Origin of the sequence: Flavobacterium sp. F52, assembly GCF_000278705.1 — a bacterium.
GTDB classification, from domain to species: Bacteria; Bacteroidota; Bacteroidia; order Flavobacteriales; family Flavobacteriaceae; genus Flavobacterium; species Flavobacterium anhuiense.
In genome coordinates this window covers 26,561-48,992 of record NZ_AKZQ01000027.1, presented here as the reverse complement: position 1 = coordinate 48,992, position 22,432 = coordinate 26,561, and the positions used below count along the sequence as shown (strand labels likewise).

23 protein-coding genes are annotated in these 22,432 nt (G+C 33.4%); 12 read left to right on the top strand and 11 right to left on the bottom strand.

Annotation, left to right across the window (positions count from 1 at the left end; translation table 11 throughout):
• Window positions 1–26 precede the first annotated feature (26 nt).
• Both FF52_RS13820 and FF52_RS13815 read left to right on the top strand, forming a co-directional pair.
• Window positions 27–983 carry a geranylgeranylglycerol-phosphate geranylgeranyltransferase gene (locus FF52_RS13820; RefSeq protein ID WP_008466409.1) on the top strand — a complete coding sequence of 319 codons (957 nt, stop codon included), beginning with the start codon at window positions 27–29 and terminating at the stop codon, window positions 981–983.
• A 203-nt stretch (window positions 984–1,186) separates the two neighbouring features.
• Entirely contained in the window at window positions 1,187–2,095 is a 909-nt protein-coding gene (locus FF52_RS13815; protein WP_008466407.1) for a pseudouridine synthase, read from the top strand.
• A gap of 63 nt (window positions 2,096–2,158) precedes the next feature.
• Here the strand turns inward: FF52_RS13815 and FF52_RS13810 are convergent, their stop codons facing one another.
• Window positions 2,159–2,761 (bottom strand): DUF937 domain-containing protein, encoded by a 603-nt coding sequence (locus FF52_RS13810; protein ID WP_008466405.1) that lies wholly within the window; start codon window positions 2,759–2,761, stop codon window positions 2,159–2,161.
• A 284-nt stretch (window positions 2,762–3,045) separates the two neighbouring features.
• A complete protein-coding gene (locus tag FF52_RS13805; RefSeq protein ID WP_008466403.1) occupies window positions 3,046–3,546 on the bottom strand; it encodes a DUF456 domain-containing protein in 501 nt (166 codons plus the stop codon).
• A 154-nt stretch (window positions 3,547–3,700) separates the two neighbouring features.
• Between FF52_RS13805 and FF52_RS13800 the strand changes: the two genes are divergently transcribed.
• Window positions 3,701–4,186, top strand: a complete 486-nt coding sequence (locus tag FF52_RS13800; RefSeq protein ID WP_008466401.1) for a hypothetical protein — start codon at window positions 3,701–3,703, stop codon at window positions 4,184–4,186.
• Between the two features lie 109 nt (window positions 4,187–4,295).
• Here FF52_RS13800 and FF52_RS13795 read toward each other — a convergent pair whose 3' ends face one another.
• Both FF52_RS13795 and FF52_RS13790 read right to left on the bottom strand, forming a co-directional pair.
• On the bottom strand, window positions 4,296–5,399 hold the full coding sequence (locus FF52_RS13795) for a glycosyltransferase family 2 protein (RefSeq protein ID WP_008466399.1): 1,104 nt from the start codon (window positions 5,397–5,399) through the stop codon (window positions 4,296–4,298).
• On the bottom strand, window positions 5,396–6,340 hold the full coding sequence (locus FF52_RS13790; RefSeq protein ID WP_008466396.1) for a lysylphosphatidylglycerol synthase domain-containing protein: 945 nt from the start codon (window positions 6,338–6,340) through the stop codon (window positions 5,396–5,398). The genes FF52_RS13795 and FF52_RS13790 overlap by 4 nt, the downstream gene beginning before the upstream one ends.
• Before the next feature lie 102 nt (window positions 6,341–6,442).
• Between FF52_RS13790 and ruvC the strand changes: the two genes are divergently transcribed.
• The 7 genes from ruvC (at window position 6,443) to FF52_RS13755 (ending at window position 11,086) form a co-directional block, all read left to right on the top strand.
• Window positions 6,443–6,997: a crossover junction endodeoxyribonuclease RuvC gene (gene ruvC / locus FF52_RS13785; RefSeq protein ID WP_008466394.1), complete on the top strand. Its 555-nt coding sequence runs from the start codon at window positions 6,443–6,445 to the stop codon at window positions 6,995–6,997.
• Window positions 6,998–7,063: 66 nt separating this feature from the next.
• The gene (gene hemW / locus FF52_RS13780) at window positions 7,064–8,209 is read left to right on the top strand and encodes a radical SAM family heme chaperone HemW (protein WP_008466392.1); all 1,146 of its coding nucleotides are present in this window, start codon (window positions 7,064–7,066) and stop codon (window positions 8,207–8,209) included.
• A gap of 78 nt (window positions 8,210–8,287) precedes the next feature.
• Window positions 8,288–9,037, top strand: coding sequence for a cyclase family protein (locus FF52_RS13775; protein ID WP_008466390.1), 750 nt, complete (start codon window positions 8,288–8,290; stop codon window positions 9,035–9,037).
• 167 nt (window positions 9,038–9,204) lie between these two features.
• Window positions 9,205–9,606 carry a GNAT family N-acetyltransferase gene (locus FF52_RS13770; protein ID WP_008466389.1) on the top strand — a complete coding sequence of 134 codons (402 nt, stop codon included), beginning with the start codon at window positions 9,205–9,207 and terminating at the stop codon, window positions 9,604–9,606.
• A complete protein-coding gene (locus FF52_RS13765) occupies window positions 9,603–9,953 on the top strand; it encodes a DUF4260 domain-containing protein (RefSeq protein WP_008466386.1) in 351 nt (116 codons plus the stop codon). Before FF52_RS13770 ends, FF52_RS13765 begins: the two co-directional genes overlap by 4 nt.
• A 6-nt stretch (window positions 9,954–9,959) precedes the next feature.
• Entirely contained in the window at window positions 9,960–10,319 is a 360-nt protein-coding gene (locus FF52_RS13760; protein WP_008466385.1) for an MmcQ/YjbR family DNA-binding protein, read from the top strand.
• A gap of 65 nt (window positions 10,320–10,384) precedes the next feature.
• The gene (locus tag FF52_RS13755; protein ID WP_008466384.1) at window positions 10,385–11,086 is read left to right on the top strand and encodes a PH domain-containing protein; all 702 of its coding nucleotides are present in this window, start codon (window positions 10,385–10,387) and stop codon (window positions 11,084–11,086) included.
• Window positions 11,087–11,205: 119 nt separating this feature from the next.
• On the opposite strand, the gene FF52_RS13750 is transcribed toward FF52_RS13755, so the two are convergent.
• Window positions 11,206–12,306 carry a DUF4407 domain-containing protein gene (locus FF52_RS13750; RefSeq protein WP_008466381.1) on the bottom strand — a complete coding sequence of 367 codons (1,101 nt, stop codon included), beginning with the start codon at window positions 12,304–12,306 and terminating at the stop codon, window positions 11,206–11,208.
• A gap of 239 nt (window positions 12,307–12,545) precedes the next feature.
• On the opposite strand from FF52_RS13750, the gene FF52_RS13745 reads away from it, so the two are divergent.
• A complete protein-coding gene (locus FF52_RS13745) occupies window positions 12,546–15,356 on the top strand; it encodes a TonB-dependent receptor (protein WP_008466379.1) in 2,811 nt (936 codons plus the stop codon).
• A gap of 76 nt (window positions 15,357–15,432) precedes the next feature.
• Window positions 15,433–16,491 carry a phytase gene (locus FF52_RS13740; RefSeq protein ID WP_008466377.1) on the top strand — a complete coding sequence of 353 codons (1,059 nt, stop codon included), beginning with the start codon at window positions 15,433–15,435 and terminating at the stop codon, window positions 16,489–16,491.
• Window positions 16,492–16,646: 155 nt separating this feature from the next.
• Here the strand turns inward: FF52_RS13740 and FF52_RS13735 are convergent, their stop codons facing one another.
• The 6 genes from FF52_RS13735 to tssD are packed head-to-tail and all read right to left on the bottom strand — an operon-like array spanning window position 16,647 to window position 22,315.
• The gene (locus tag FF52_RS13735; protein WP_008466376.1) at window positions 16,647–16,985 is read right to left on the bottom strand and encodes a DUF4280 domain-containing protein; all 339 of its coding nucleotides are present in this window, start codon (window positions 16,983–16,985) and stop codon (window positions 16,647–16,649) included.
• Complete coding sequence (locus tag FF52_RS13730) at window positions 16,970–17,386, bottom strand: hypothetical protein (RefSeq protein ID WP_008466373.1); 417 nt, start codon at window positions 17,384–17,386, stop codon at window positions 16,970–16,972. The genes FF52_RS13735 and FF52_RS13730 overlap by 16 nt, the downstream gene beginning before the upstream one ends.
• 22 nt (window positions 17,387–17,408) lie before the next feature.
• Window positions 17,409–17,822 carry a hypothetical protein gene (locus tag FF52_RS13725; RefSeq protein ID WP_085949282.1) on the bottom strand — a complete coding sequence of 138 codons (414 nt, stop codon included), beginning with the start codon at window positions 17,820–17,822 and terminating at the stop codon, window positions 17,409–17,411.
• A gap of 44 nt (window positions 17,823–17,866) precedes the next feature.
• A complete protein-coding gene (locus tag FF52_RS13720; protein ID WP_008466369.1) occupies window positions 17,867–18,655 on the bottom strand; it encodes a hypothetical protein in 789 nt (262 codons plus the stop codon).
• A gap of 9 nt (window positions 18,656–18,664) precedes the next feature.
• Entirely contained in the window at window positions 18,665–21,904 is a 3,240-nt protein-coding gene (locus tag FF52_RS13715; protein WP_008466366.1) for a phage baseplate assembly protein V, read from the bottom strand.
• A gap of 12 nt (window positions 21,905–21,916) precedes the next feature.
• The gene (tssD, locus tag FF52_RS13710) at window positions 21,917–22,315 is read right to left on the bottom strand and encodes a type VI secretion system tube protein TssD (RefSeq protein ID WP_008466364.1); all 399 of its coding nucleotides are present in this window, start codon (window positions 22,313–22,315) and stop codon (window positions 21,917–21,919) included.
• Between the last annotated feature and the right edge of the window lie 117 nt (window positions 22,316–22,432).

Below are 22,432 nucleotides of genomic sequence, written 5' to 3'. Positions count from 1 at the left end.
ACTCTAAAAACTATAACCTATAAGAAATGCTGAGCAGACAAAATAAACTTTTAATAATGAAAATTGTTAGTTTGTTCTCTGTGGTTAGAGGTTATAACATTCCAATAATCGTTTTAGCACAATATTTATCGGCAATTTTTATATTGGCGCCAGAAATTAGAGCACTAGATATTCTGTTAGATTTTTATTTGTTTCTAATTGTTTTTGCTTCGGCTATCACAATTGCTTCAGGTTATATTATCAACAATTTTTACGACAGCCAGAAAGACTTAATAAATAGACCCAACAAGTCTATGCTAGATCGTTTGGTAAGCCAGAAAACAAAACTGAATGTTTATTTCAGCTTGAATTTCTTAGCAGTTTTAATGGCTTCTATTGTTTCGTGGCGCGCTTTTTTATTCTTTTCTGCGTATATTTTCATGATTTGGTTTTATTCGCATAAAATTAAAAAGTACCCAATTATCGGAAATCTAATGTCGGCATTACTGGCTGTCACTCCATTTTTTGCCATTTTGCTGTACTTCTACAATAAAATTTCGTTTGAAGAAATCGAAAATCATATGAGTCATTTTGTCGTGATCTCTGCTCATGCAGTTTTCTTGTTTTTACTTTTATTGATTCGCGAAATGATAAAAGATCTTGAAAATCTGAAAGGCGATTTAGTAACCGATTATAGAACCATTCCTGTTTTGTATGGCGAAAAAATTTCAAAACAAATCATTACGGCTTTGACTTTTTTAACCATTGTGCCAGTTTATGTTTTGGTCAACATACATGATGTGGGTTATATGGATATCTATTTTTATATATGTTTTGGTGTCCTGCTTTTCTTCCTGATTTATTTATGGCAATCCAATTCTAAAGAACAATTTCTAAGGCTCCATAATGTTTTAAAATTCCTGATTGTTTCTGGCGTTTTCTGCATTATACTGATTAATCCTAGTGTTTTATGGCATGGAAAGGAATTGATTTCTAATTATTAAGCTATATTCCACGGAGATACACAAAGATTTTTCTGCGAGACTTTGTGTCCAACTTTATGAATCATTGCAAAATATTCAAAATGTTTAAACGAAGCCAATTATCACGCTTCTAATTATTAAAAAATCAGCGCTATTAATCTAAGAACATTGAACTTAGGATTTATTAGCAGGAAAAAACTATCTTTGCACAAATTAATGATTCTATGAACAATAAGGAAGGCAACAATAAAAGAGGCGGATCGAGACCAAACAGCTCACGATCAAACTCTAACAAGCCAAAACCTGCTTTACCAAAACGCGCGCAGGGACCGAAAAAAGTAAAACCTGAAGTAAAAGCAGCTCAAGAAGCAGCAGCTGAAAAATTCAGAAAACAAAATCAGCCGGCTAAGAGACAAAAAGCTTCAGATGAAATTCGCTTAAACAAGTACATTTCTAATTCTGGTATTTGTTCTCGTCGTGATGCCGATATTTACATTCAGTCTGGAAATGTAAAAGTTAACGGAACGGTGGTTACTGAAATGGGGTATTTGGTAAAATTAAATGATGTTGTAAATTTTGATGGTGTTACTCTAACTCCAGAAAAGAAAGAATATATCTTATTGAATAAGCCTAAAAACTTTACGACTGCGCTTGACGAAGGCCAGGAATATCGTAACGTTCTAGAGCTAGTTCGTGGTTCTACAAATGCAAAAATTGCTCCTGTCGGAAGAATGGACAAGAATACAACTGGTTTGTTATTGTTTACTAACGACACCGATATGATTCGTAAATTTACGTTGCCAAATCAAAAATCGTCTAAGATTTACCAAGTTTCTTTAGACAAAAACTTAAAATTTGAAGACTTAGAAAAAATCAGCAAAGGTCTTGTTCTTGACGGACACCGCGTTTTTGTTGAAGAAGTAAGCTATATCGATAATGAGCCAAAAAGCGAAGTTGGCCTTAAATTGCGTACTGCTAACGTAAAGGTGGTGCGTGCTATTTTTGAATCGTTTGATTATAATGTATTACGAATTGACCGTGTTTCATTTGCCGGACTGACCAAAAAGAATCTTCCTCGTGGAAATTGGCGCTTTTTGACCGATCAAGAAATTATCAATTTGAAAAACATGTAATTGTTTTTCAAATTAAATTATAAATGAATCCTGTTTTCTTCTTGAAAATGGGATTTTTTATTTTTAAAAACTAAAAAAATTATGTCCGAAAAGGGTAAAAATAGATCTTCCGATAGATTGGTTTTTGTCTTCTACTGTTTCGTAATTTGAAAAACCTAGGATGATTTTGATTCCGGGAGGAATGCTGTTTAAAATATCTCTTTTTTGATCTTCTAAAAGGAGTTTTAAACTTTCTATTAATTGAAGATTATATCTTAAGTAAGACATTACAAGTAATGCTGAAAAGTTTAGTATTTCTCTGGCTGTTTCGCTTTTTATGCCAACTTCGTTAGAAACCATTTCTGAAATTCTGCCTTTTTTATTTGAAAACAATTCTTTCAGCAATACATTTCCTTCTAAACGGTAGCAGTCGTCGACTGATAAAATTCTGCCTGCATTAAAATCTACTTCTTGGTAAAAAGTGGAATCTTCTTGGATTAGCGAGACAATTTCGGAATAAAAATCAGATTCTTCTGCTTTGTTGTAGAGTCCCATCAGAATTGTGCCGATCGAGACATCTATTCCTTTGATTAAAAGCGCATCATTTTCAAAATAAAACTTGTTTAACTTGGAGACAACATTAGAAGAAATAAAGCGTCTAAGTTCAATTTGTAGGTTTGGGGTCATACTCATAACTTAAAAAATGATTATTTATACTTATTTAAAATAACCGATAAAGTGAGGCTTTTCATCGATTATCGTGATAAAAATATAAAATATTTTAACATTTCCAAAAATTAAGTTAAAAATTTAGGTGGTCGATTTTCAAGCATTTAGCCCTAAAAAATGAGGAAATGAGCAAATATAAAGCTTGACGTAACCTATAAGATACAAAAAATATTTTTAAAATTTTAAGAGTTTTTTTCAAAAAATCAAAAATATAAGAAAAAGCTTAAAGTCAAAATTACCATTTAGAAAATAAGCGCTCTATTTTGCCAAAGGATAGTCAGAAAAATCCCGAGATAAATCACTGAAAAAAAGAAGTTCACAAAACTCGAAGCCAAGAATCCGAGAACAGAACCTGTAGCCGCTTTTAGCGCACGTTTATGATTTTGAGAATCGTATAATAATTCGCCAACAAGCGCTCCTACAAACGGACCAATAATAATTCCAAACGGAATTGGCGCTATAATCCCAACAATCAAACCAATATTGGTTCCCCAGATTCCATAAGAACTTCCTCCAAACTTTTTGGTTCCCTTAGATGGAATCACATAATCTAAAATGGTAATCGTTACCATCAAAACAAAAGTGATTCCAAGAACCCAATAATTGTTTTCTACTGCCTTGGTTAGATACAGGAGCAACAGCCCAACCCAACAGCTTGATAATCCAGGCAACACAGGGAGAAAACTTCCAAAAACACCTACTATTACGCATATAAACCCCAACAGCACTAAAAGTAAATCCATATTATTTTTATCAATTTATTTTTACAAATTACTACTTTATTTTTTTTCGTACAAACCTTAAAATATGTATCTTTAAAGTATGAAAATGCCATGAACCTAGGCAAGCTTCACAAAAAAAAATTGTATTTTTGTTCATTCATTCAATTTTAAAACTTTGAGGCAGTTTTTCCCTTTTTTTATTTGTATTCTTTTTAGTTCTTGTCAATATTTTGAGAAGCAGGTTCCGTCTGAAAAAGAATTACTTCAAAAAGAGCTAAAGTCAATCAATTGGAAAGAAGTTGACGAATATCCTTCTGTTCCTAACTGTGATAAAATTGCCGATAAAAAACTTCGTCAGCAATGTTTTTTTGAAGTCATGTCAAACCTTATCCAAGAAAAACTAAACGTAGATACTTTATCGATATTATATCCAGAATTGGATACTATCGAAGTGAAAGTTACTGTCTTTCCAAATTCAACCATGAAGTTTGAACCTCAGTTTCCTAAAGATTCTGTAGCCTATGACACCATAAAAATTGACAGCATTCTGCATGCTCGCTTAGTCGATTTCCCAAAAGTAAATCCGGCTATAAAACGTGGTATTCCAGTAAAAACACAATTTATTCTGCCTGTTATTCTAAAAGCAAAAGACGATAAATAAGTTTTATAAGGAGCTGATTCCTGCTGTCCGCTATATTTTTTGCTTTTTAAAGAAAAAAGCAAAAAGATGCCGCTCCCATCAGGGCTAAGGAACTCTATTTCAAAAGAAATTATTTTTTAAACTGACGATCTTTCCATTCATAAGAGCCAAACAAACTATATAGGGCTACTGTTGAGCTAAAAAAAGGATACAACAAACTACTCAACAAAAGACTTTTTATTCTAGTTTTAGTCAAAAATTGATTCGTTATTGAAAGCAAAACATAATCGATTGCAAACTTAAAAAAAGCAAAAAGACCAAAAATCGGATAAGACCAAATTCCGAAAAGAAGAAAGAAAAATCCAAAAACAAAACTCAAATTTCCGAAAAAAACAATCAACCCGAGAAATTTACCAAAAGTGCTTTTATATGATGTTGTTTTGGCCGCCCAGCGCACTCTTTGATAAAATAATGATTTCCAGTTTTCGGTTGGTTTTGTAACGACAATTGCTTCGTCAGCTTTTAGATACTGAACTTCTTTTGGAAATTTTTCAATTGCTTTCTGCAGTAAAAAAACATCATCTCCGCTAGCGATTTTTTCGTTTCCATCAAAGCCATTCAGTTTTTCGAATAATGATTTCGTATAGGCAAAATTAGCTCCATTGCACATAAAACCTTTATTGATTCCGAAACTTCCAATGGTTGCACCTTGCAAACTTGTCAAGTCTAATTGCTGAAAATGATCTAAAAAAGAATTTTCACATTGATACCTTACAGCACCAGCTAACATCGAAACTTTGTTCTCCTGAATGTAATTATCAAAGGCCAAAAGCCAATTTTTCAGAACAATGCAATCAGCATCTGTGGTAATAACCCAATCGGTTTTTACATGTTGCATTGCAGTTGTAATCGCGTCCTTTTTTGGAGAATTTGAAATCCGAATATTATCGATTATCGAAACTTGAAACCTGAAACTTGAAACCTGAAACTTTTCATTTGAAGAATCATCAACCAAAATCACTTCAAATAAATCTCTCGGATAATTTAAGTTTGAAAAACTCTCTAAAAGTATAGGCAGATTTTCTTTTTCATTTCGAAATGGAACTATAATCGTAAAACTTGTTTGCGGTTTTAAATCTGTTTTTTGATATTTCTTCACTTTAAAAAAACCATAAATCAGCAAAAAAATGCTAACAATATAAATTGCTAATATGCTGAATAATATCAATGTCATTCTGCTGTTTTAGTTTTAAAATTCAGTACAAAATAACTTCCTAAAACTACTGGCAACACGACATTTAAAAACCACATTAAAGTGCTGATGAAAATTACAATCCATTCGTTAACACCCAAAATTCCGAAGAAATATATCGCAACGCTTCCTTTTACGGCAAAGTCTAAAAATTGAAAAGTTGGCAATGACGAAGCTAAAAAGTAAACCGAAGTAATCGCAGCCATTAAAGTCAAATAAGGAAGATCGACATCAAAACCTAAAAACAAAAAGTAATATTGATGCGAAAAAACCAAATAGCGGCAGATTCCCAAAAAGATATTTTTCTGATGAACCGATTTCGGAATTTCGTTGATTTTATGAATCAGTTTTTCAATCGAATAGCCTTTTACTTTTATCTTTTTAATGGAGAATAACAGAATCAAAATCAGCATAAATCCGCCAAAGAGAATCAGGACTGTTTTAGTTGTAATTACATTAAATTCAGCGTTAAAATACAATAATCCGAAAATTCCAAAAATGATGGTTAGAATCATTTGGATTCCGTTGCAAATCAGGTTTAAAAAAACAACTCTCTTGGCTTCAGATTTTGCATAATACAATGCTTTTCCAGCATACTCACCTACTCCATTTGGCGTAAAAATTCCAGCTGTTAATGCCGCTAAAACCTGTTTTGTGGCTTCGTAAACTGATATTTTATGAATAACCTGCGCAAGATTCTGCCATTTTAAAATCTCAAAATAACGATTCAAAACACTCAAAAGAAGAATAAAAGAAATCCCTAAAACCGACTGGTTTTTCTTGAACAAGACAATAAACTTCTGCCAATCTAATTTGTCGTTGTTAGCCAGCTGATTGTAAATAAAATAAAATGCGCCGCCAACAATCAAAAGTTTGGCCAGAAGAACTAGGAATTGCTTAGCTTTGTGAGGAATTGAAATCATGCCGCAAAAGTAATCAATTTGAAAATGTGGCAATTTGAAAATGAGAAAATGAATTGTTTGATTTTCAAAAAACTTGAAACTTCAAACCTGAAACAAAAAAAATTGACACAAGAACGCATCATATTAGGTATTGACCCTGGAACCACAATTATGGGTTTCGGATTGATTAAAGTAATCAATAAAAAAATGGAATTTCTGCAGTTAAACGAATTGCAACTTTCCAAATACGATAATCATTACCAAAAACTAAGAATCATTTTTGAGCGAACTATCGAATTAATCGAGACGCATTGCCCAGACGAAATTGCGATTGAAGCACCTTTCTTCGGAAAAAACGTGCAATCTATGCTGAAATTAGGTCGCGCGCAAGGCGTTGCAATGGCTGCGGGACTTTCAAGAGGCATTCCTATTACAGAGTATGAGCCTAAAAAGATAAAAATGGCGATTACCGGAAACGGAAATGCAAGTAAAGAACAAGTTGCCAAAATGCTCCAACAGCTTTTAGGTTTAAAAGAATTACCAAAAAATCTCGATTCAACAGACGGTTTGGCAGCTGCAGTTTGCCATCACTTCAATTCTGGAAAAGTCGTTGCTGGGAAAAGTTATTCGGGTTGGGATGCTTTTGTGAAACAAAACGAAGATCGAATTAAAAAGTAGTTTTCAGTCACAGTCACAGTTTACAGCTGAGATTGAGACCGAAAACTGAGACTGAAAACTAAAAAAATGAGCGGTATCTACATCCATATTCCTTTTTGCAAACAAGCTTGCCATTACTGCGACTTTCATTTTTCGACTTCGATGAAAAAGAAAGACGAGATGGTTTTGGCTTTGGCTAAAGAAATTGGTATGCGAATACCCTTCGACTCCGCTCAGAATGACAATATCATTGAAACGATATACTTTGGCGGGGGAACGCCTTCTGTTTTAAATAATGACGAAATAAACTTTTTAATTTCTGAAGTTTACAAAAATTATAAAGTTGTCGAAAATCCAGAAATTACACTTGAAGCTAACCCAGATGATTTGTCGGCGGAACGTATTTTAGAGTTATCCAAAAGTCCGATAAACCGATTAAGCATTGGAATTCAGTCTTTTTATGAAGATGATTTGAAAATGATGAATCGCGCTCATAATTCGGCGGAAGCCAAAAAATGTTTGGAAGAAGCGACAAAATATTTTGATAATATTTCACTCGATTTGATATATGGAATTCCAGGAATGAGCGATGAAATGTGGAGACAAAATATTCAAACTGCTCTGGATTTTGGTATTCCGCATATTTCTAGTTATGCTTTGACGGTTGAACCGAAAACAGCTTTAAGCAAATTAATTCAGACTGGAAAAATTGCTGAACCTCAAGATGAAGTCGCATCCAACCATTTTATGATTCTGGTTGAAATGCTTCAAAAAAATGGTTTTATTCATTACGAATTATCGAATTTCGGAAAAGAAAACTATTTCTCCAAAAACAATTCGGCTTACTGGCTAGGTAAAAAATACATCGGAATAGGACCTTCGGCGCATAGTTATGACGGCGAAAAAAGAGGCTGGAATATTGCTAATAATTCTTTGTATTTAAAAGCAATTCAAAATGATGAACTTCCTATTGAAACTGAAGTTTTAACCATTTCAGATCGTTACAATGAATATATTATGACTGGATTGCGAACGATTTGGGGCGTTTCTTTAGATCGAATTGAAAAGGAATATGGTTCAGAATATTTGAATTATTTACTAGAACAATCTCAAAAATTCTTAAATGATGATTTGCTTTCGATTGATAACAATATCCTAAAACCAACCCTTAAAGGAAAATTTTTAACGGATGGAATTGCTTCAGATTTATTTTATCTAAATTTGGAAGAATAAAATTAGCCACGAAGGCACAAAGGCTCAAAATTATTAAACTTTGTGACCTAGCGTCTTTGCGGCATAAAATCCAAATTTGTGTTAGCAAAAATCAACAACTTCGAAATCGACTTATCTAAACCAATCGATATCTCCATTCCATTAACCAATACAGACGAAAACCCGATTGCTTGGTACATCGAAAAACCGTCAATTGAACCGGTCATTTTTGGCGACTGGATTGGGAAAGTTTCGGAAGGAAAATCATCTACGAATTTCAATAATATTTTCTTTAATCCGCATGGACATGGAACGCATACGGAATGTTTAGGACATATTACAAATGATTTTTACAGCATCAATCAATCCTTAAAACAGTTTTTCTTTTTTGCTAAATTGATTACGGTTGAACCTGAAAAAATTGGAGAAGATTTTGTGATTACGAAAGAGCAAATTGCGAGTTTAATCACTGAAAAAACGGAAGCATTAATTATCAGAACGCTTCCAAATCAGCTGGAAAAAAAATCAAGAAAATATTCGAATACGAATCCGCCGTATTTGTCTGAAGATGCTGCGATTTTCATCCGCGAAAGCGAAATTCAGCATTTATTAATTGATCTTCCAAGTGTAGACAAAGAACATGACGAAGGGAAATTATTGGCTCATAAAGCGTTTTGGAATGTGAAAGACACTCATAATTTAAATCCTGATGCAAGATTTAATGCCACAATCACCGAAATGATTTATGTTTCAGACGAAATTGAAGATGGAAATTATATACTAAATCTTCAAATCGCTTCGTTTGAAAATGACGCTAGTCCATCGAAACCAATACTATACAAAATTTAAAATCAACCACAAATTACACAAATTTTCGCGAATTTCTTTTTTTATTTTGCCACTCCCAATAGCTATCGGGATAAAAAGATTTATACAGATTTAATCATTTGTAAACTTTAATCTTAAAAAATAATTTGTGAAAATTTGTGTAATTTGTGGTTAAAAAACATCCCTTAATGATAACAGTATCAACTGACAAAACAAAACTCGATGTTCCGTTTATACAGAACTTTTTAAAAGATATTTATTGGGCTGCGGGACGAACTATAGAAGAAGTGCAACGTACCATTGATGCTTCGGTTTGTTTCGGAATTTATTTGGATGGCAAACAAATTGGTTTTGCGCGCGTTATAACCGATTATGTTGTTTTTGCTTATTTAATGGATGTTTTTATTACCGAAGAACACCGCGGAAAAGGATATTCATCCATTTTAATCGAAACGATGATGAATGAGCCTCAACTCGAAGAAGTCAAAATCTGGCGATTGGCAACCACTGACGCTCACTTTTTATACGAGAAATTCGGATTTACAAAACTGAATCATCCTGAAAAGATGATGGAAAAAATAGTCAAATGAAAACAGTCTTAAAACTCGAAGAAGCCGCTTTATTTATTCTCGGAATATTTCTTTTTAACCGCTTAAGCTATGAATGGTGGTGGTTTCTGGTTTTGATCTTGGCTCCTGATTTATCGATGATTGGATATGTTTTCGGAAACAAAATTGGTGCTTTTGCTTATAATATCTTTCATCTTAAAGGAGTTGCACTTTTAATTTATGCCATTGGATGTTATTTAAGTATTGAAAGCATTCAATTAACAGGAATTATTCTATTTTCGCATTCGGCTATGGATCGTGTTTTTGGTTATGGCCTTAAATATGAAAAAGGCTTTAAATACACACATTTGGGTGAAATTAGTAAATAAACAGTTATGAATTTAGAAACGTTTTACGAATATTGTCTTTCGAAAAAAGGCGTCAGTGAGCATTTTCCTTTTGACGAAGATACATTGGTCTTTAAAGTCGGCGGAAAAATGTTTGCTTTGTCTTCGCTTTCTCAATGGGAAAAAAACGAACAATCTGTCAATTTAAAATGTGATCCAGACCGCGCACAAGAACTGAGAGCTGAGTATGACGAAATTCAACCTGGATATCATATGAGCAAAGTGCATTGGAATACGATAGCCCTAAACGGAAACTTAGCAGATAAATTTGTAAAAGAGCTCATAGACCATTCGTATGAATTAGTTTTCAAAAGCTTAACAAAGAAAATTCAGAGCGAAATTATCTAATTATAAAATTAGGCATTACATTTGTAGCATCAGTGAAAAACTCAGCGACTTAGAACCTTAAAAAAATGAAAGAACAATTTAAAAAATTTCTGAACGAAGAACAAGATCCAAAAGCGATTGAAAAAATCACTTCTAAACTTAACGATTTATTGATGAAAGGCGAAGAAGTTGGATACATCGCAGTGCAAAAGAAACCTGCTATTACTGTTTTTCCAGACAGCATTGTATTAACTAACAAGCGTATTATTATCTGCAAGCCTAAAAATTTAGGTCTTTCTATGGATTTTACCGATTATACTTGGGATGATATTGCGAGTACTTTTGTAAAAGAGAACATTTTAGGTTCTGAATTTTCATTTGGCACTAAAACAGATTTAGCTGTTTCTATTGATTATATTCCGAAAATTCAGGCTAGAAAAATTTATACTTATGCTAAAGAACAATTGGATTTATTGAAAAATCCTGTTCAAACAGCAACTCCAATTCAGGAAACTGCTGAACCTGTTTTTGAAGAAGAAGCAGAGGAAATTGAAGAAGTTGAAACAGAAGAAGTAACAAGCTTTGCAGAAATTTTACCTGCAGCGCCGGCTGTTACAGAAACTTATGAACCGCTTCCGACTCAGCCAGCAGGAGAACGTAAATTGAGCGATTTATCTAAAGAAGAACTTTTCGATAAATTACAGAATTACAAAAAACTTCTTGATAATGGTTTGATTATGCAAGGAGAATATGATGCTTATAAAAAAGAGATTTTAAGTTATATGTAGTTTAAAAGTACAAAGTTCTGAGTACAAAGTACAAAGATTATTGACTTATAAAATAAAAAAGACCCGAAATAGAGATTCTATTTCGGGCTTTGTATTTAAACTTTGCACTTTGTACTCATTTACAAAGTCGCCTTCTGTTTTTCTACAAATTTATGCGATTGCAGTTCCAGCAATTCTTTTGCATTTTTTCGCTGTAAATCAAATAATCCTTTGTCTTCTGAGATGTCAGCGTAAACTTTATCGTGCATTTCGGCACTGGTTTTCACTAATAAATCGCGTTGGTATTTATTTTGTGCCAAAGTAGCTTTCATTGCAGTTTCGGCTTCTTCTTGTTTGAAATCGAATTCTCCTTTTGGCGCCAATAATTTGGCAATAATTGGTGAAGTTTCGATTGCCAAAAACAACAGCATAATGAAAAATGAAGGCAGCCAAGGCAGTTTATTCAAAGCATTAATTCGCGCCATTAATCCATCGAAACCTTCAATAATGGGTTGGGTTTGCGAAACTTTTTTATCTAAATCGGCTTGAAGCTGTACGCCTGCTTTTTCTTTTTCAGCAATTTTAGCTTCGTTTGTCTTTTTTAAAGTTTCAAACTCTTTAAGAGCGGCATCGTGTTTTTCACGTTTTTCTTTATAAACTGGACCTTTTCCTAATTTTTTAGTTCCAGCAGTTCCCTCTGCTTCTGTAATGTAAGTTGAATATAAAGCGTTTACTTCTTTTTCTTTCTTTACAATATCAGCTTTTAAAGCAGCTATTTCGGCTTTATTTTTATCTAAATCTGTCTTGAAATAAGTTCCAATTTGTTTTTTATTGGCCAATTCCATTTCATTTTTTTCTTTCAATAAAACGGTATTGATTTCTTTTTCAAAGATTTTAATCTCCAAAGGTTTCGAAATTACAATCGCAATAATAATAGCCAAAGCAATACGGGGAGTTGCCTGCAGGAATTCATCCAAAAAACGATCTCTTTTTTTAATCGTAGAAACAATAAAACGATCCAGATTAAAAATCAGCAAACTCCATACAAATCCAAAAATCAGAGCGGGATAAATAGAATCAAAAACGGTAAAAAGTGCATACGCACTGGCCAAGAAAGCCATAACTGCTGTAAAGAAAACTGTGGCACCAATACCAACATATTTGGTTTGTTCTCCTTCTGAACAGTCTTTCAAGAGGTCTCTATCGACTCCTGAACATAGGATAAAAAATTGTTTTAACATGATTGATGATTTTTGATTGTGATTGATACGGCAAATTTAACGCCAAATTTTCAAATACAGTCAAATTATTGTTTTTCTTTTTAATTGTGAATCAATTATTTGTCAGCTTTAGTGTTATTTAAACATTAATAAATTTCAAATTTCAATGGACAATCATAACACTATGTTAATTTTTTTTCAAGGCTTTAGTAATACAGGGGTTTTAGCTTCGCAATCGAAAATCAAACTAAACACACACAATGAAGAAATTTTATCTATTAACCGCATTCTTTTTATTCGCCTTTACAGGTTTTGCTCAGAAAGCGATTATATCTGGAAAGATATTAGACGCCGATGACAAACTGCCTCTTCCTGGAGCTATGGTTCAAATTGTAGGCGAGAAAAAATATACTGTTTCTGACTATAACGGTCGTTTCGAGTTATTAAATATTAATGAAGGAATTTACAAAGTTGAAGTAAAATATATTGGATATACTGCTTTAACTCAAGAAATAAAAGTGGAGCAAGGAAAGAACAATGTAATTGACTTTGCGCTTAAAGCTTCTCAAAACGAACTAAAAGAAGTTGTTGTTGGAGACATCTTAAAAGGTCAGGCAAAAGCGTTAAACCAGCAGAAAAACAACAAAAATATCGGAAACGTAATTTCTTCTGATCAAATGGGACGTTTTCCAGATGCTAACGTGGGAGATGCTTTAAAACGTGTTCCAGGTATCACAATGCAGAATGACCAAGGTGAAGCTCGTAACATCATTATTAGAGGTTTGGCTCCGTCTTTGAACTCTGTTACTTTAAATGGTGACCGTATTCCGTCTGCTGAAGGAGACAACAGAAACGTACAAATGGACTTAATTCCATCTGATATGATTTCAACTATCGAAGTAAATAAAACATTGACTTCAGACATGGATGCTGACGCGATTGGAGGTTCTGTAAACTTGATTACCAGAGCAACTCCAAACGGCGAAAGAATCTCTGCAACACTTGCTGGAGGATATTTGCCAATTCGTGACCACGCTTCTTATACTGCTGGTTTAGTTTATGGAAATCGCTTTTTTGATAATAAATTAGGCGCTGTTTTCAGCGGATCATACAATAATGTAGATTATGGTTCTGATAACATCGAGAACGAATGGGTAAAAGATGATTTTGGAAATGAGTATTTACAAGCATCTGAAATTAGAAAATATGATGTACAGCGTATCCGTCGCAGTGCTTCTGTTGCTTTAGATTACAAATTCAATGACAATAACACGATTTTTGCCAACGCAATTTACAATTGGAGAGATGATAGAGAAAACCGTTTTAGAACCACTTACGATGATATCGAGCCTCTTTATAATGGTGAAGAAATTGTTGGTTTTGAAGGGCGTGTAAAACGTCAGACAAAAGGGGGTTTAGACAATAACAGAAATAAAAACAGAAGATTAGAAGATCAAAGAGTACAAAACTATTCTATTCGCGGAGAGCATTTAATCAATTCGACATTAGATTTAGATTGGTCTGCTAACTATGCAAAAGCAAGAGAATACCGCCCAGGTGAGCGTTATATCGAATACCGCCAAAAAGGTCTAGAAATGTTTGAAGATTTATCAGACATCAGATTTCCTTTAATGACAACTGTTGGCGAGTCTGTTGACGAATTTAAATTTGATTCTGTTACCGAAAATACAGACGAAACTAGCGAAAGCGAATTTGGCGCAAAAGTAAATATACGTTTCCCTTTCTCTGTTATTGCTGGTGAAAAAGGAAGGTTGAGAACGGGGCTTAGACTTCGTTTGAAAGAAAAAGAAAGAAACAATAATTTCTATTCTTATACTCCGCTGAACGATGATATGGAATTATTATCGCAAGTTCCAACGTCTTATTTTGACGGAAAAGATTTTAATCCAGGAAGCAAATATGTGCCAGGAACTTTTGCTTCGGCTTCTTTCTTAGGAAGTTTAGACTTAAACAATGCAACTTTATTCGAAAAAGAAGCTGATCCAGCAGAATATTTGGCCGTAAATTATAACGCTAAAGAAAGAATTACTGCTGCTTACGTTAGATGGGATCAGGATTTTAACGATAAACTTTCTATGGTTTTAGGTTTCCGTGTTGAAAATACTCATATCGATTATACAGGAAACCGTGTATTAGACGAAGAAGAATTAGAAAGTAAAATCAATAATACCAACTCTTACACTAATTTATTGCCAAGTATTTCGCTACAATACAATGCAACAAAAGATCTAATTTTAAGAGCTGCTGCTACAACAGCATTGGCAAGACCAAACTATTATGCATTAGCTCCTTATGTAAATAATATTGCTGCAGATAAAGAAATCACGGCAGGAAATCCAGATCTTAATGCTACTTATTCATACAATTATGATTTCATGGCAGAGAACTATTTCAAATCTGTTGGTTTAATTTCTGGAGGTGTTTTCTACAAAAGATTAAATGATTTTATTTACAACTACAGCGATAACCAATATACTGCTGAAAAATTTGCTGCAGATTTCCCTAATCAGGAAAACCCAATTCCAGCGGGAGAAAACTGGTCATTTTTACAATCAAGAAATGGAGAAAATGTCGATGTTTATGGGTTTGAAGTTGCTTTTCAGCGTCAGTTAGATTTTCTTCCGGGTAAATTCTTAAAAGGATTTGGTATCTATTTAAACTATACTTACACAAAATCTAAAGCAAGCGGGATTGCTGACGAAGATGGAAATGAAAGAAAAAATATCAGTCTTCCAGGGACAACGCCTCATATGTTTAACGGATCTTTATCTTGGGAAAACAAACATTTCTCTGCTAGAATCTCAACTAACTTTACATCTGATTATTTAGATGAATTAGGTTCTGAATCTTACAAAGACAGTTACTATGACAAGCAGTTTTTCTTAGATGCCAATGCTTCTTATAAAATCACTCCAAAACTTCGCTTTTTTGCAGAGGCAAATAACCTAACAAATCAGCCGTTACGTTACTACCAAGGAGTGGCTGCACATACCAAACAAGCTGAATATTACCAGCCACGTTACAATTTCGGATTGAAACTAGACTTGTAATCTGCACTTTTTTAAAATTCTTAAATTAGACAGAGTTTAGCGCTCTGTCTAATTGCATTAAAAATATATAACACAAATGAAAAATACATCTTTAATTGCTTTTTTACTTTTAAGCTTATCCTTTACAGCTTGCAAAAAAGATACTTTAGCTCCAATTCAGCCGAATGCCGTAAAACCAACAGCGGTTACAGAAGCTTTGCCTCACGATACAGACGATCCTTCAATCTGGATTAATCCAACTGATGCTTCAAAAAGTATTATTGTGGGAACAGACAAAGACACAGATGGCGGTTTGTATGCTTTTGATTTAAATGGAAAAATCCTTAAAAAATCAATTCCGTTAAAGCGTCCAAACAATGTTGATATCGCTTACGGATTAATTATTGACGGAAAAAAAGTAGATGTAGCCGTTACGACAGAGCGTGAAGAAAACAAAATCAGAATTTTCAGCTTACCTGATTTAGAGCCAATTGATAACGGCGGAATTCCTGTTTTTGAAGGAGAAACGCAACGCGATCCAATGGGAGTTGCTTTATATACTCGCCCACGCGATGGAAAGATTTTTGCTATTGTGGGAAGAAAAACGGGTCCTTCTGGAAGTTATTTATGGCAATATGAACTTTCTGGAAATGGAAAATTCGCTGCTGCAAAAGTAGTTCGCAAATTCGGAACTTACAGCGGTAAAAAAGAAATTGAAGCAATTGCTGTCGATAACGAATTAGGTTTCGTGTACTATTGTGATGAGCAAGCTGGAATTAGAAAATACAAAGCAGATCCTGCTTTAAATGACAATAAAGAATTGGCTTTCTTCGGTCAGAAAGATTTCAAAGCAGATCATGAAGGAATTGCTATTTACAAAAAAACAGATTCTACCGGATATATTTTAGTGTCTAACCAGCAGGCAAATTCTTTTATGGTTTATCCGAGAGAAGGTGCAAAAGGAAACCCGAACAATCATCCTTTGTTGGCGGAAGTTCCAACTTCTACAATTGAATGTGATGGTGCAGATGTTACAAGCGTAAACTTAGGTCCAAAATATAAAAACGGACTTTTTGTAGCGATGAGCAACGGAATGACTTTCCACTATTATGCTTGGGATTTAATTCAGAAACGCATAAACGACGCTAAAAAATAAAGTTTCAAGGTTTTCAGTCGCAGTCCCGTGTTCAGTGTCTATTTTTTTTACTGCGATTGGAAACCAACTAAAAAAAGCTGTTCATTTCTGAACAGCTTTTTTATTTTGAACACTTTTTTAAATTTAATACATAAAATGATTTAATGCAATTTCTTTCAATCAAGATTATGTTTTTCACTATATCCTTTAAACTGAACTGAAATTTCTCCCCCAATACTACATTGGCAAGTAGATTTATCAGTAAGAATTTTATAACTATTAATTGTATCTTTTTCTGCTGTATTCTCCCATTTAATTACAGCAGGATTGCATTTGCTTCTCGTAATGCTGCAAGCACTAAAATTAGGGATATTAATTTCGGCTTGCTTGTCATTTTCTGTAGCAATTAACTTGTTTTCTGCCATACAAAAATCCTGGCTCGTCACTTTAAGCTCGCTTGGTTTTGCTCCTTTATTGCAAAACAAAATTGCTGTTTCTGTTATTTTTTCTGGCATGGTTCTTCTTTAAATTCTATTGGAACAAACTCTTTGTAATTCCTTTCTTTTGTTCCTACCAATTTTCCTTCTTCTATTTTTAAACTACCATAATCATTAAAATCTTTTATAATAATAGTTTTCCTTTTTTTCTTCCACTTATATCTATGTACTTTGGGATTGGAATTATTATATGCTGATTCTTTCTCTTTTGGAGAACAATACCATACAGATTTAAAAAATACATCAACATATTCCTTTTCAAATTGTAAATAGCAGTATTGATATATTGAACATCCTCCATCATCTAACAATTCTATACATGAGACAGCTGTTTGGGCAACAAAAGATTTCCCTCTAATATTTTGCCCTTTCATGATAAAACTAGCGAACAACAACAAGACAATAAAAACATTATTCATATTTTACCTTTATAAAGTTAATTTAATAATCGTTTTGAGGCTTTTTTCTGTACTTCCATGTAAAATTTTTATAATTAGGATACTTATTTTTATTTATTACAAAATCAATTACGGCACCGCAAATTCCAATACTGCTATCACAATCAGGATCTATTTCATTTCTATAATCATAATAAATAGTATCATTAACTATTTCAGCATACATTTTTTGAGGTTCAGGAATACTACCACAACAATCTCCTCTGAAATAACCTAAAGTAAAAATTACCGTATCTTCCTTTTCAATCCATTTACCAAATTTTTCTTTATCGCTCCATCTATTTTTAGAGTTCGCAAAATAATGATCAAAACAAGTTTGACTTTTTTTTGAATTATTTGGTTTAAAAGAAACCAAAAAAGCACAAATCAATAGTATTAAAAAAATTAAATTTTTCATTTTTTTGTGTTTATAAAATATCACTTTTTCATTTATTAACGACATTACTTTTCTCCTGACTTTTTAAATATATCATCCCAAAAACCTTTGTTTTTGTTTTCCATATAGTTTTTATGCCACTCTTCTTCAAAAATTTCCCATTCTTTTTTGGTGTAGTCTTTGCCTTTATAGGTTTTGAAATAGGCATTGTTTTCTGCTTCTACTTTCGGATCCCATTCTTTACCTGTTGCATCATCAATAATAAAACTATAATTAGGTTGAGCATACCACTGTCCGTCTATTAGCTCACTCTTAATTACATGAATTTGATAATATTTTTTGATTACTGCATCAGGTGTATCATGTCTTAAAGCGGTAGCTTGTCTGGTATCATAAATGTCAACGTTTTTTTCCTTCAAAACAATGTCTCGAATTTCTTTAAATGAATGCTTGAATATTGTATCAAAATTTATTTCATTTACTAATTTTCCAGATTCATCATAATTAAGAATTTTGATCTCTGAATCATTAAATAATAAAATTTCTTCTCTAATATTTCCAGTTTTATAATAGTTATAAACGGATTGGTTTGGATCAAACTCTTTGGTAACTTCTCGTTGGTAGGTCTTAATATTTTGCGTTGCATTACTTGTAATATCCAATTCTCTTACATTAAGTTTATTCGCTAGTATATAACGGTATTCATTCGCAAAACCCTGCTTCCCTTTATTTTCTTCAAATTTTTTTATATCAAATGTTTTCATTGTTTTCAAATTAATTTTACTATTTCTTTCTTGAGCTTTACAAGTATTTAGAATAAGTAAAAAGATTACTGCTAATGCAAATTGTTTCATATTTTTTATTTAAACATTACTTCGAACTATATTCCATTGCCATTTCCAAGTTGATTTTTTTACTTTTGACCCATAGCTCATAAAATTATCTGTAGAGTTCGCTAAATTTATATTTCCATTAGCAAAAACGTATTTTATATTTGATTCTAAAATAGGTGTACTATCTAGATGCGTATGATACAATCCTAAACCATGAAGCCCCTCATGTGTAATTGTATCGTCGTTCCTTATTGCTCCTCGAATTCCGTTAAATAAAAAAACATTTTTAATATTGACATCTTGCACTTGGCCAGGTACTGCCGCTGCCCTACCAGTAAAAGGATTGTCAAAACTATCATACGTATTTTCATCAAAGCAAAATATAGTATAGCAGTCTGTATACTGTGGATTCTGATTTATATATAAATTTCTTATATAATCAAATATACCTGTTTTATCTTCATTTATATTACCCCCTGTATGCTGTGTACTACCACTTATATTATTAAAAATATATTCCCCATAAATTTGATTTCCTGACGGATTAGTTAGTACCTTAAATTTTGAATCTCCAGTTAAATCCAAAGGTAATCCAGTATAAATTTCACTTGTAATTAAACATTGATATAATCCTTGTTGCAATCTCTTTTGTTCAATTGGAGATGCCGACCCAGTTTTTACTCTCAAGCTAGCTATACTAGTTTTTACAGGCACTAAAACAAATTTTTGATTTTTTCTAGCGGTGCTGTCATTTCTAAGTACTATTATTTTTCCTGCCAACTTCCGTTCAAGTAATTGTTCCGCAGATGTTTTTACGGTACTTCCTTTTGGATAAACATAAATTCTAATTTCTTTATCACTATCTAAATCTTTAAGGCATTTAATTTTTATAGTGTTGTCAGCAGAATTCACCAAACCTGTTGTTTTACTTTTATCTTGAAGAGTTATTTTATCAATAATAAACAACGTACTATCATAATCAAATTCTAATTTGTCAATTTCTTCTTCTATATCAACTAATATTTTTAAATCTGCTTGATATGTTGGCTTATTAATTACTGTAGCAGGCATTAAACTTATAAATTCCTCAGAAAACAAAGTAAGATAAGGGACAAAATAATCTGGAGAAGGCATTGTTGCAGGGGAATTAATACCAGCAGGAATTGGTTTTCTGGTAATAGGAATATTTTCGTACTCAGTTTTTAACTGTGCATATGCCGTTCCACTAGCTCCCGATGTTAAGTTGCTTAGACCGTCCTTATATCCTCCCTCAATAATACTGTCATAAGCAGGATCATTTGGATCAGCTAATCCATTATCTTTTTCTCTTAGCCAGTCAAATCCAAACTCACCTTTCCAAGTGGAGAGCGGTCTAAAATAAACAACCGCCAGCGCTATAGAATCTGTAGGCGATGCTTCTATCTCTTTTGCAGTATTAGTAAGACTGTTTCCTTCTGCACCATGCATTTTTGCGGTTCCTGTACTGTTTACAACCGCTTCTTTATCTGAATGTAAAAGAGCCTTTTCTTTACCATGCAGTTTGGTTACTTTTGCTTCAATATCTATTTTGTCATTGCTGTTTATAAGTGCTGTACCGCTAAACAGGTTCATAAAACCTGATATTTTTTGCTGCATGGTTTTACTTAAAACGTAAATACGGCTTAACGCATTAAGTACATAATCGTTTGTAGTAATTTCTGTACTCTGCGATGCATTTATGATTAGTCTTTTTACATTAATTTCAAAAACATCTGTATTTAATTCAATTCTACGCTTGCCGTCAAATTCTAAAAAGCTTTTCGCAGAGTCCTGCAATAATATGCTTCCCTGTGCATCGTTCATCAATAAAAGATTGTTGCTTCGGGTGTGGAGCGCCTTAATATCATTATTTTCAGTGACATAACCGCTTTTTTCTTTTCGGCTGGTCATAGTTCCAACTACAATTGGCAGTTCGGCATTATTGCCCTGAAAATCCACAAATACAGTATCTCCAATCTCGGGAATCCAATGTGAGCCTTTGCCTTCGCCTCCATATTTTTGTACCATTGGTATATACGGCGTTGTCTCGCCTTTAATTTTCTGCCATGGCATCTGTACTTTTACTGCACTAAGCCCGTCAGGGTGTGCGTTGGCAGTTACCACTGCAGTCTGGCTGCTGCAATAAGGCAATAAATCAGGATTTGTTTTAGGCGAAAATACCGCGTCGCTTGTATTTACTGCTTTAAAATGGTTTTCATAGCCACCACCGTCGTCGCAGGTATGCACAATTTCGGTTACGCGATAATAGCTTTCGTGTTGTTTATCAACTCCGCTTATTTTAACATTATTTCCTACTGTGATGCCTGGCACTTCACTTGATGCGACAATTTCCATCAAACCGCTTAATACAGCACGCATTTTATTCTGGGCATATACTTTACTTGTACTGCTTCCATGCCCGCCAACAGCATTCTGATTGAGCTGCATTACCGTTTTTTTACTGTAAACAGCATTAGACTTATTGATGAAATTTTGATGAAAGCCATCAAGCTCTTTTCTGTAATTTATTGTACCATCCGTGCTAGAACTTCCATCACGATTATCATTTTCTATAACTGTAAAGGAAGTGGGCATTAATTTAATACTATACTTAAACTCCTGCATATTTATTCCATAAATCAGGTGAGGCTGGATGACACCGCCTGAATCTCCAAAAATTAAAACCCTGCCGTTATCATAAAAATATTGCCCGTAGCGCATTGCCAGACGGTTTAAAAAAGCAAAACAGCTTTCGTTATATTGTACGGTATAGGCGATAATTTCATCATAAAAGGGTCTCACCTGCATATCAATATTATAACCCGTTTTTACTCTGTTTACAATATCACTCAGCGTCATTGCCGTAAAGGAGTTAGATTCTGGTGCGTTTTCCAGCAGAAAAGAAGTGCTGTATCCTTCTATCAAAAAACTTTCTTCGATATCGTCAATGCAAGATTTTTTCATGCTGACGCCTGCAACTATGCCATAAAACTGCATGACATAATTTTTAGGGTCTGCAAGAATGAGCGGGTCATTAAGCCCATCAATGGGTTTTATCTCAATGCTTATTCTCTCGCCATATAACTGCTGAGAAACAGGCATAATACTCTTAAACTCTTCTACTAAGAAATCCTGTCGCACTTCTAGAGAAAAAGTATGATGGTCGTGAATTTTCTGCACGACTTTTAAGCTGGTAAAATTGGTGATTACAGTCTGTCCAATTTTTATTGTGGTAATAGTTTGCAAAGCCATGATGCAGCTGGATTAAAGGTTATCTGTTTTCCAATTGCTCTCAAATGTGGTATTGCCAATTTTAACTTCATTTGAAGTAAGCAGAATTTCAGTTGTCATAGGGGAAGCTCCCTCACTCTGAAACTTTTTTCTGAAAGAAATGCAGTAGGCTTTTTTAAAGGCAACATTTTTCATCGTGCTCATAGCATCTCTGCGATAAAAAATAATTTTGCCGTCTTTTACACTGGTTTTAGAAACCATCCAGTCCGAAAATAAATCGGTTTGCGTGCTTTCAACAACAAGTTTAATCTGACCACCTTTTGTCTTGCTTGCTGGTTTGCCATTACTGTCTGTCTGTTGGGTAAAATGGATCTCAAACTCTAAAACATTAAATGCTTCATTGTCTAATTCTAGCTTTGCTAAAAAACTCATATTTATATAGGTATTGATTAAGCTATCACGAAATAATATTTCTAACTTTAATCAATAATGAGAAGTGGTATTTAAGCAATAAAATATTACATTTAAATATACCTCTAATATACAAAA

Excerpts from the sequence above, each read along its gene's own strand:
- FF52_RS13795 (WP_008466399.1), bottom strand. The coding sequence starts at position 5,399 with ATGACATTGATATTATTCAGCATATTAGCAATTTATATTGTTAGCATT.
- FF52_RS13750 (WP_008466381.1), bottom strand. The coding sequence starts at position 12,306 with ATGTTAAAACAATTTTTTATCCTATGTTCAGGAGTCGATAGAGACCTC.
- FF52_RS13745 (WP_008466379.1), top strand. The coding sequence starts at position 12,546 with ATGAAGAAATTTTATCTATTAACCGCATTCTTTTTATTCGCCTTTACA.
- hemW (WP_008466392.1), top strand. The coding sequence starts at position 7,064 with ATGAGCGGTATCTACATCCATATTCCTTTTTGCAAACAAGCTTGCCAT.
- FF52_RS13810 (WP_008466405.1), bottom strand. The coding sequence starts at position 2,761 with ATGACCCCAAACCTACAAATTGAACTTAGACGCTTTATTTCTTCTAAT.
- FF52_RS13805 (WP_008466403.1), bottom strand. The coding sequence starts at position 3,546 with ATGGATTTACTTTTAGTGCTGTTGGGGTTTATATGCGTAATAGTAGGT.
- FF52_RS13760 (WP_008466385.1), top strand. The coding sequence starts at position 9,960 with ATGAATTTAGAAACGTTTTACGAATATTGTCTTTCGAAAAAAGGCGTC.
- FF52_RS13815 (WP_008466407.1), top strand. The coding sequence starts at position 1,187 with ATGAACAATAAGGAAGGCAACAATAAAAGAGGCGGATCGAGACCAAAC.
- FF52_RS13730 (WP_008466373.1), bottom strand. The coding sequence starts at position 17,386 with ATGAATAATGTTTTTATTGTCTTGTTGTTGTTCGCTAGTTTTATCATG.
- FF52_RS13735 (WP_008466376.1), bottom strand. The coding sequence starts at position 16,985 with ATGCCAGAAAAAATAACAGAAACAGCAATTTTGTTTTGCAATAAAGGA.
- FF52_RS13725 (WP_085949282.1), bottom strand. The coding sequence starts at position 17,822 with ATGAAAAATTTAATTTTTTTAATACTATTGATTTGTGCTTTTTTGGTT.
- FF52_RS13720 (WP_008466369.1), bottom strand. The coding sequence starts at position 18,655 with ATGAAACAATTTGCATTAGCAGTAATCTTTTTACTTATTCTAAATACT.
- FF52_RS13790 (WP_008466396.1), bottom strand. The coding sequence starts at position 6,340 with ATGATTTCAATTCCTCACAAAGCTAAGCAATTCCTAGTTCTTCTGGCC.
- FF52_RS13770 (WP_008466389.1), top strand. The coding sequence starts at position 9,205 with ATGATAACAGTATCAACTGACAAAACAAAACTCGATGTTCCGTTTATA.
- FF52_RS13765 (WP_008466386.1), top strand. The coding sequence starts at position 9,603 with ATGAAAACAGTCTTAAAACTCGAAGAAGCCGCTTTATTTATTCTCGGA.
- FF52_RS13715 (WP_008466366.1), bottom strand. The coding sequence starts at position 21,904 with ATGGCTTTGCAAACTATTACCACAATAAAAATTGGACAGACTGTAATC.
- tssD (WP_008466364.1), bottom strand. The coding sequence starts at position 22,315 with ATGAGTTTTTTAGCAAAGCTAGAATTAGACAATGAAGCATTTAATGTT.
- FF52_RS13820 (WP_008466409.1), top strand. The coding sequence starts at position 27 with ATGCTGAGCAGACAAAATAAACTTTTAATAATGAAAATTGTTAGTTTG.
- FF52_RS13740 (WP_008466377.1), top strand. The coding sequence starts at position 15,433 with ATGAAAAATACATCTTTAATTGCTTTTTTACTTTTAAGCTTATCCTTT.
- FF52_RS13755 (WP_008466384.1), top strand. The coding sequence starts at position 10,385 with ATGAAAGAACAATTTAAAAAATTTCTGAACGAAGAACAAGATCCAAAA.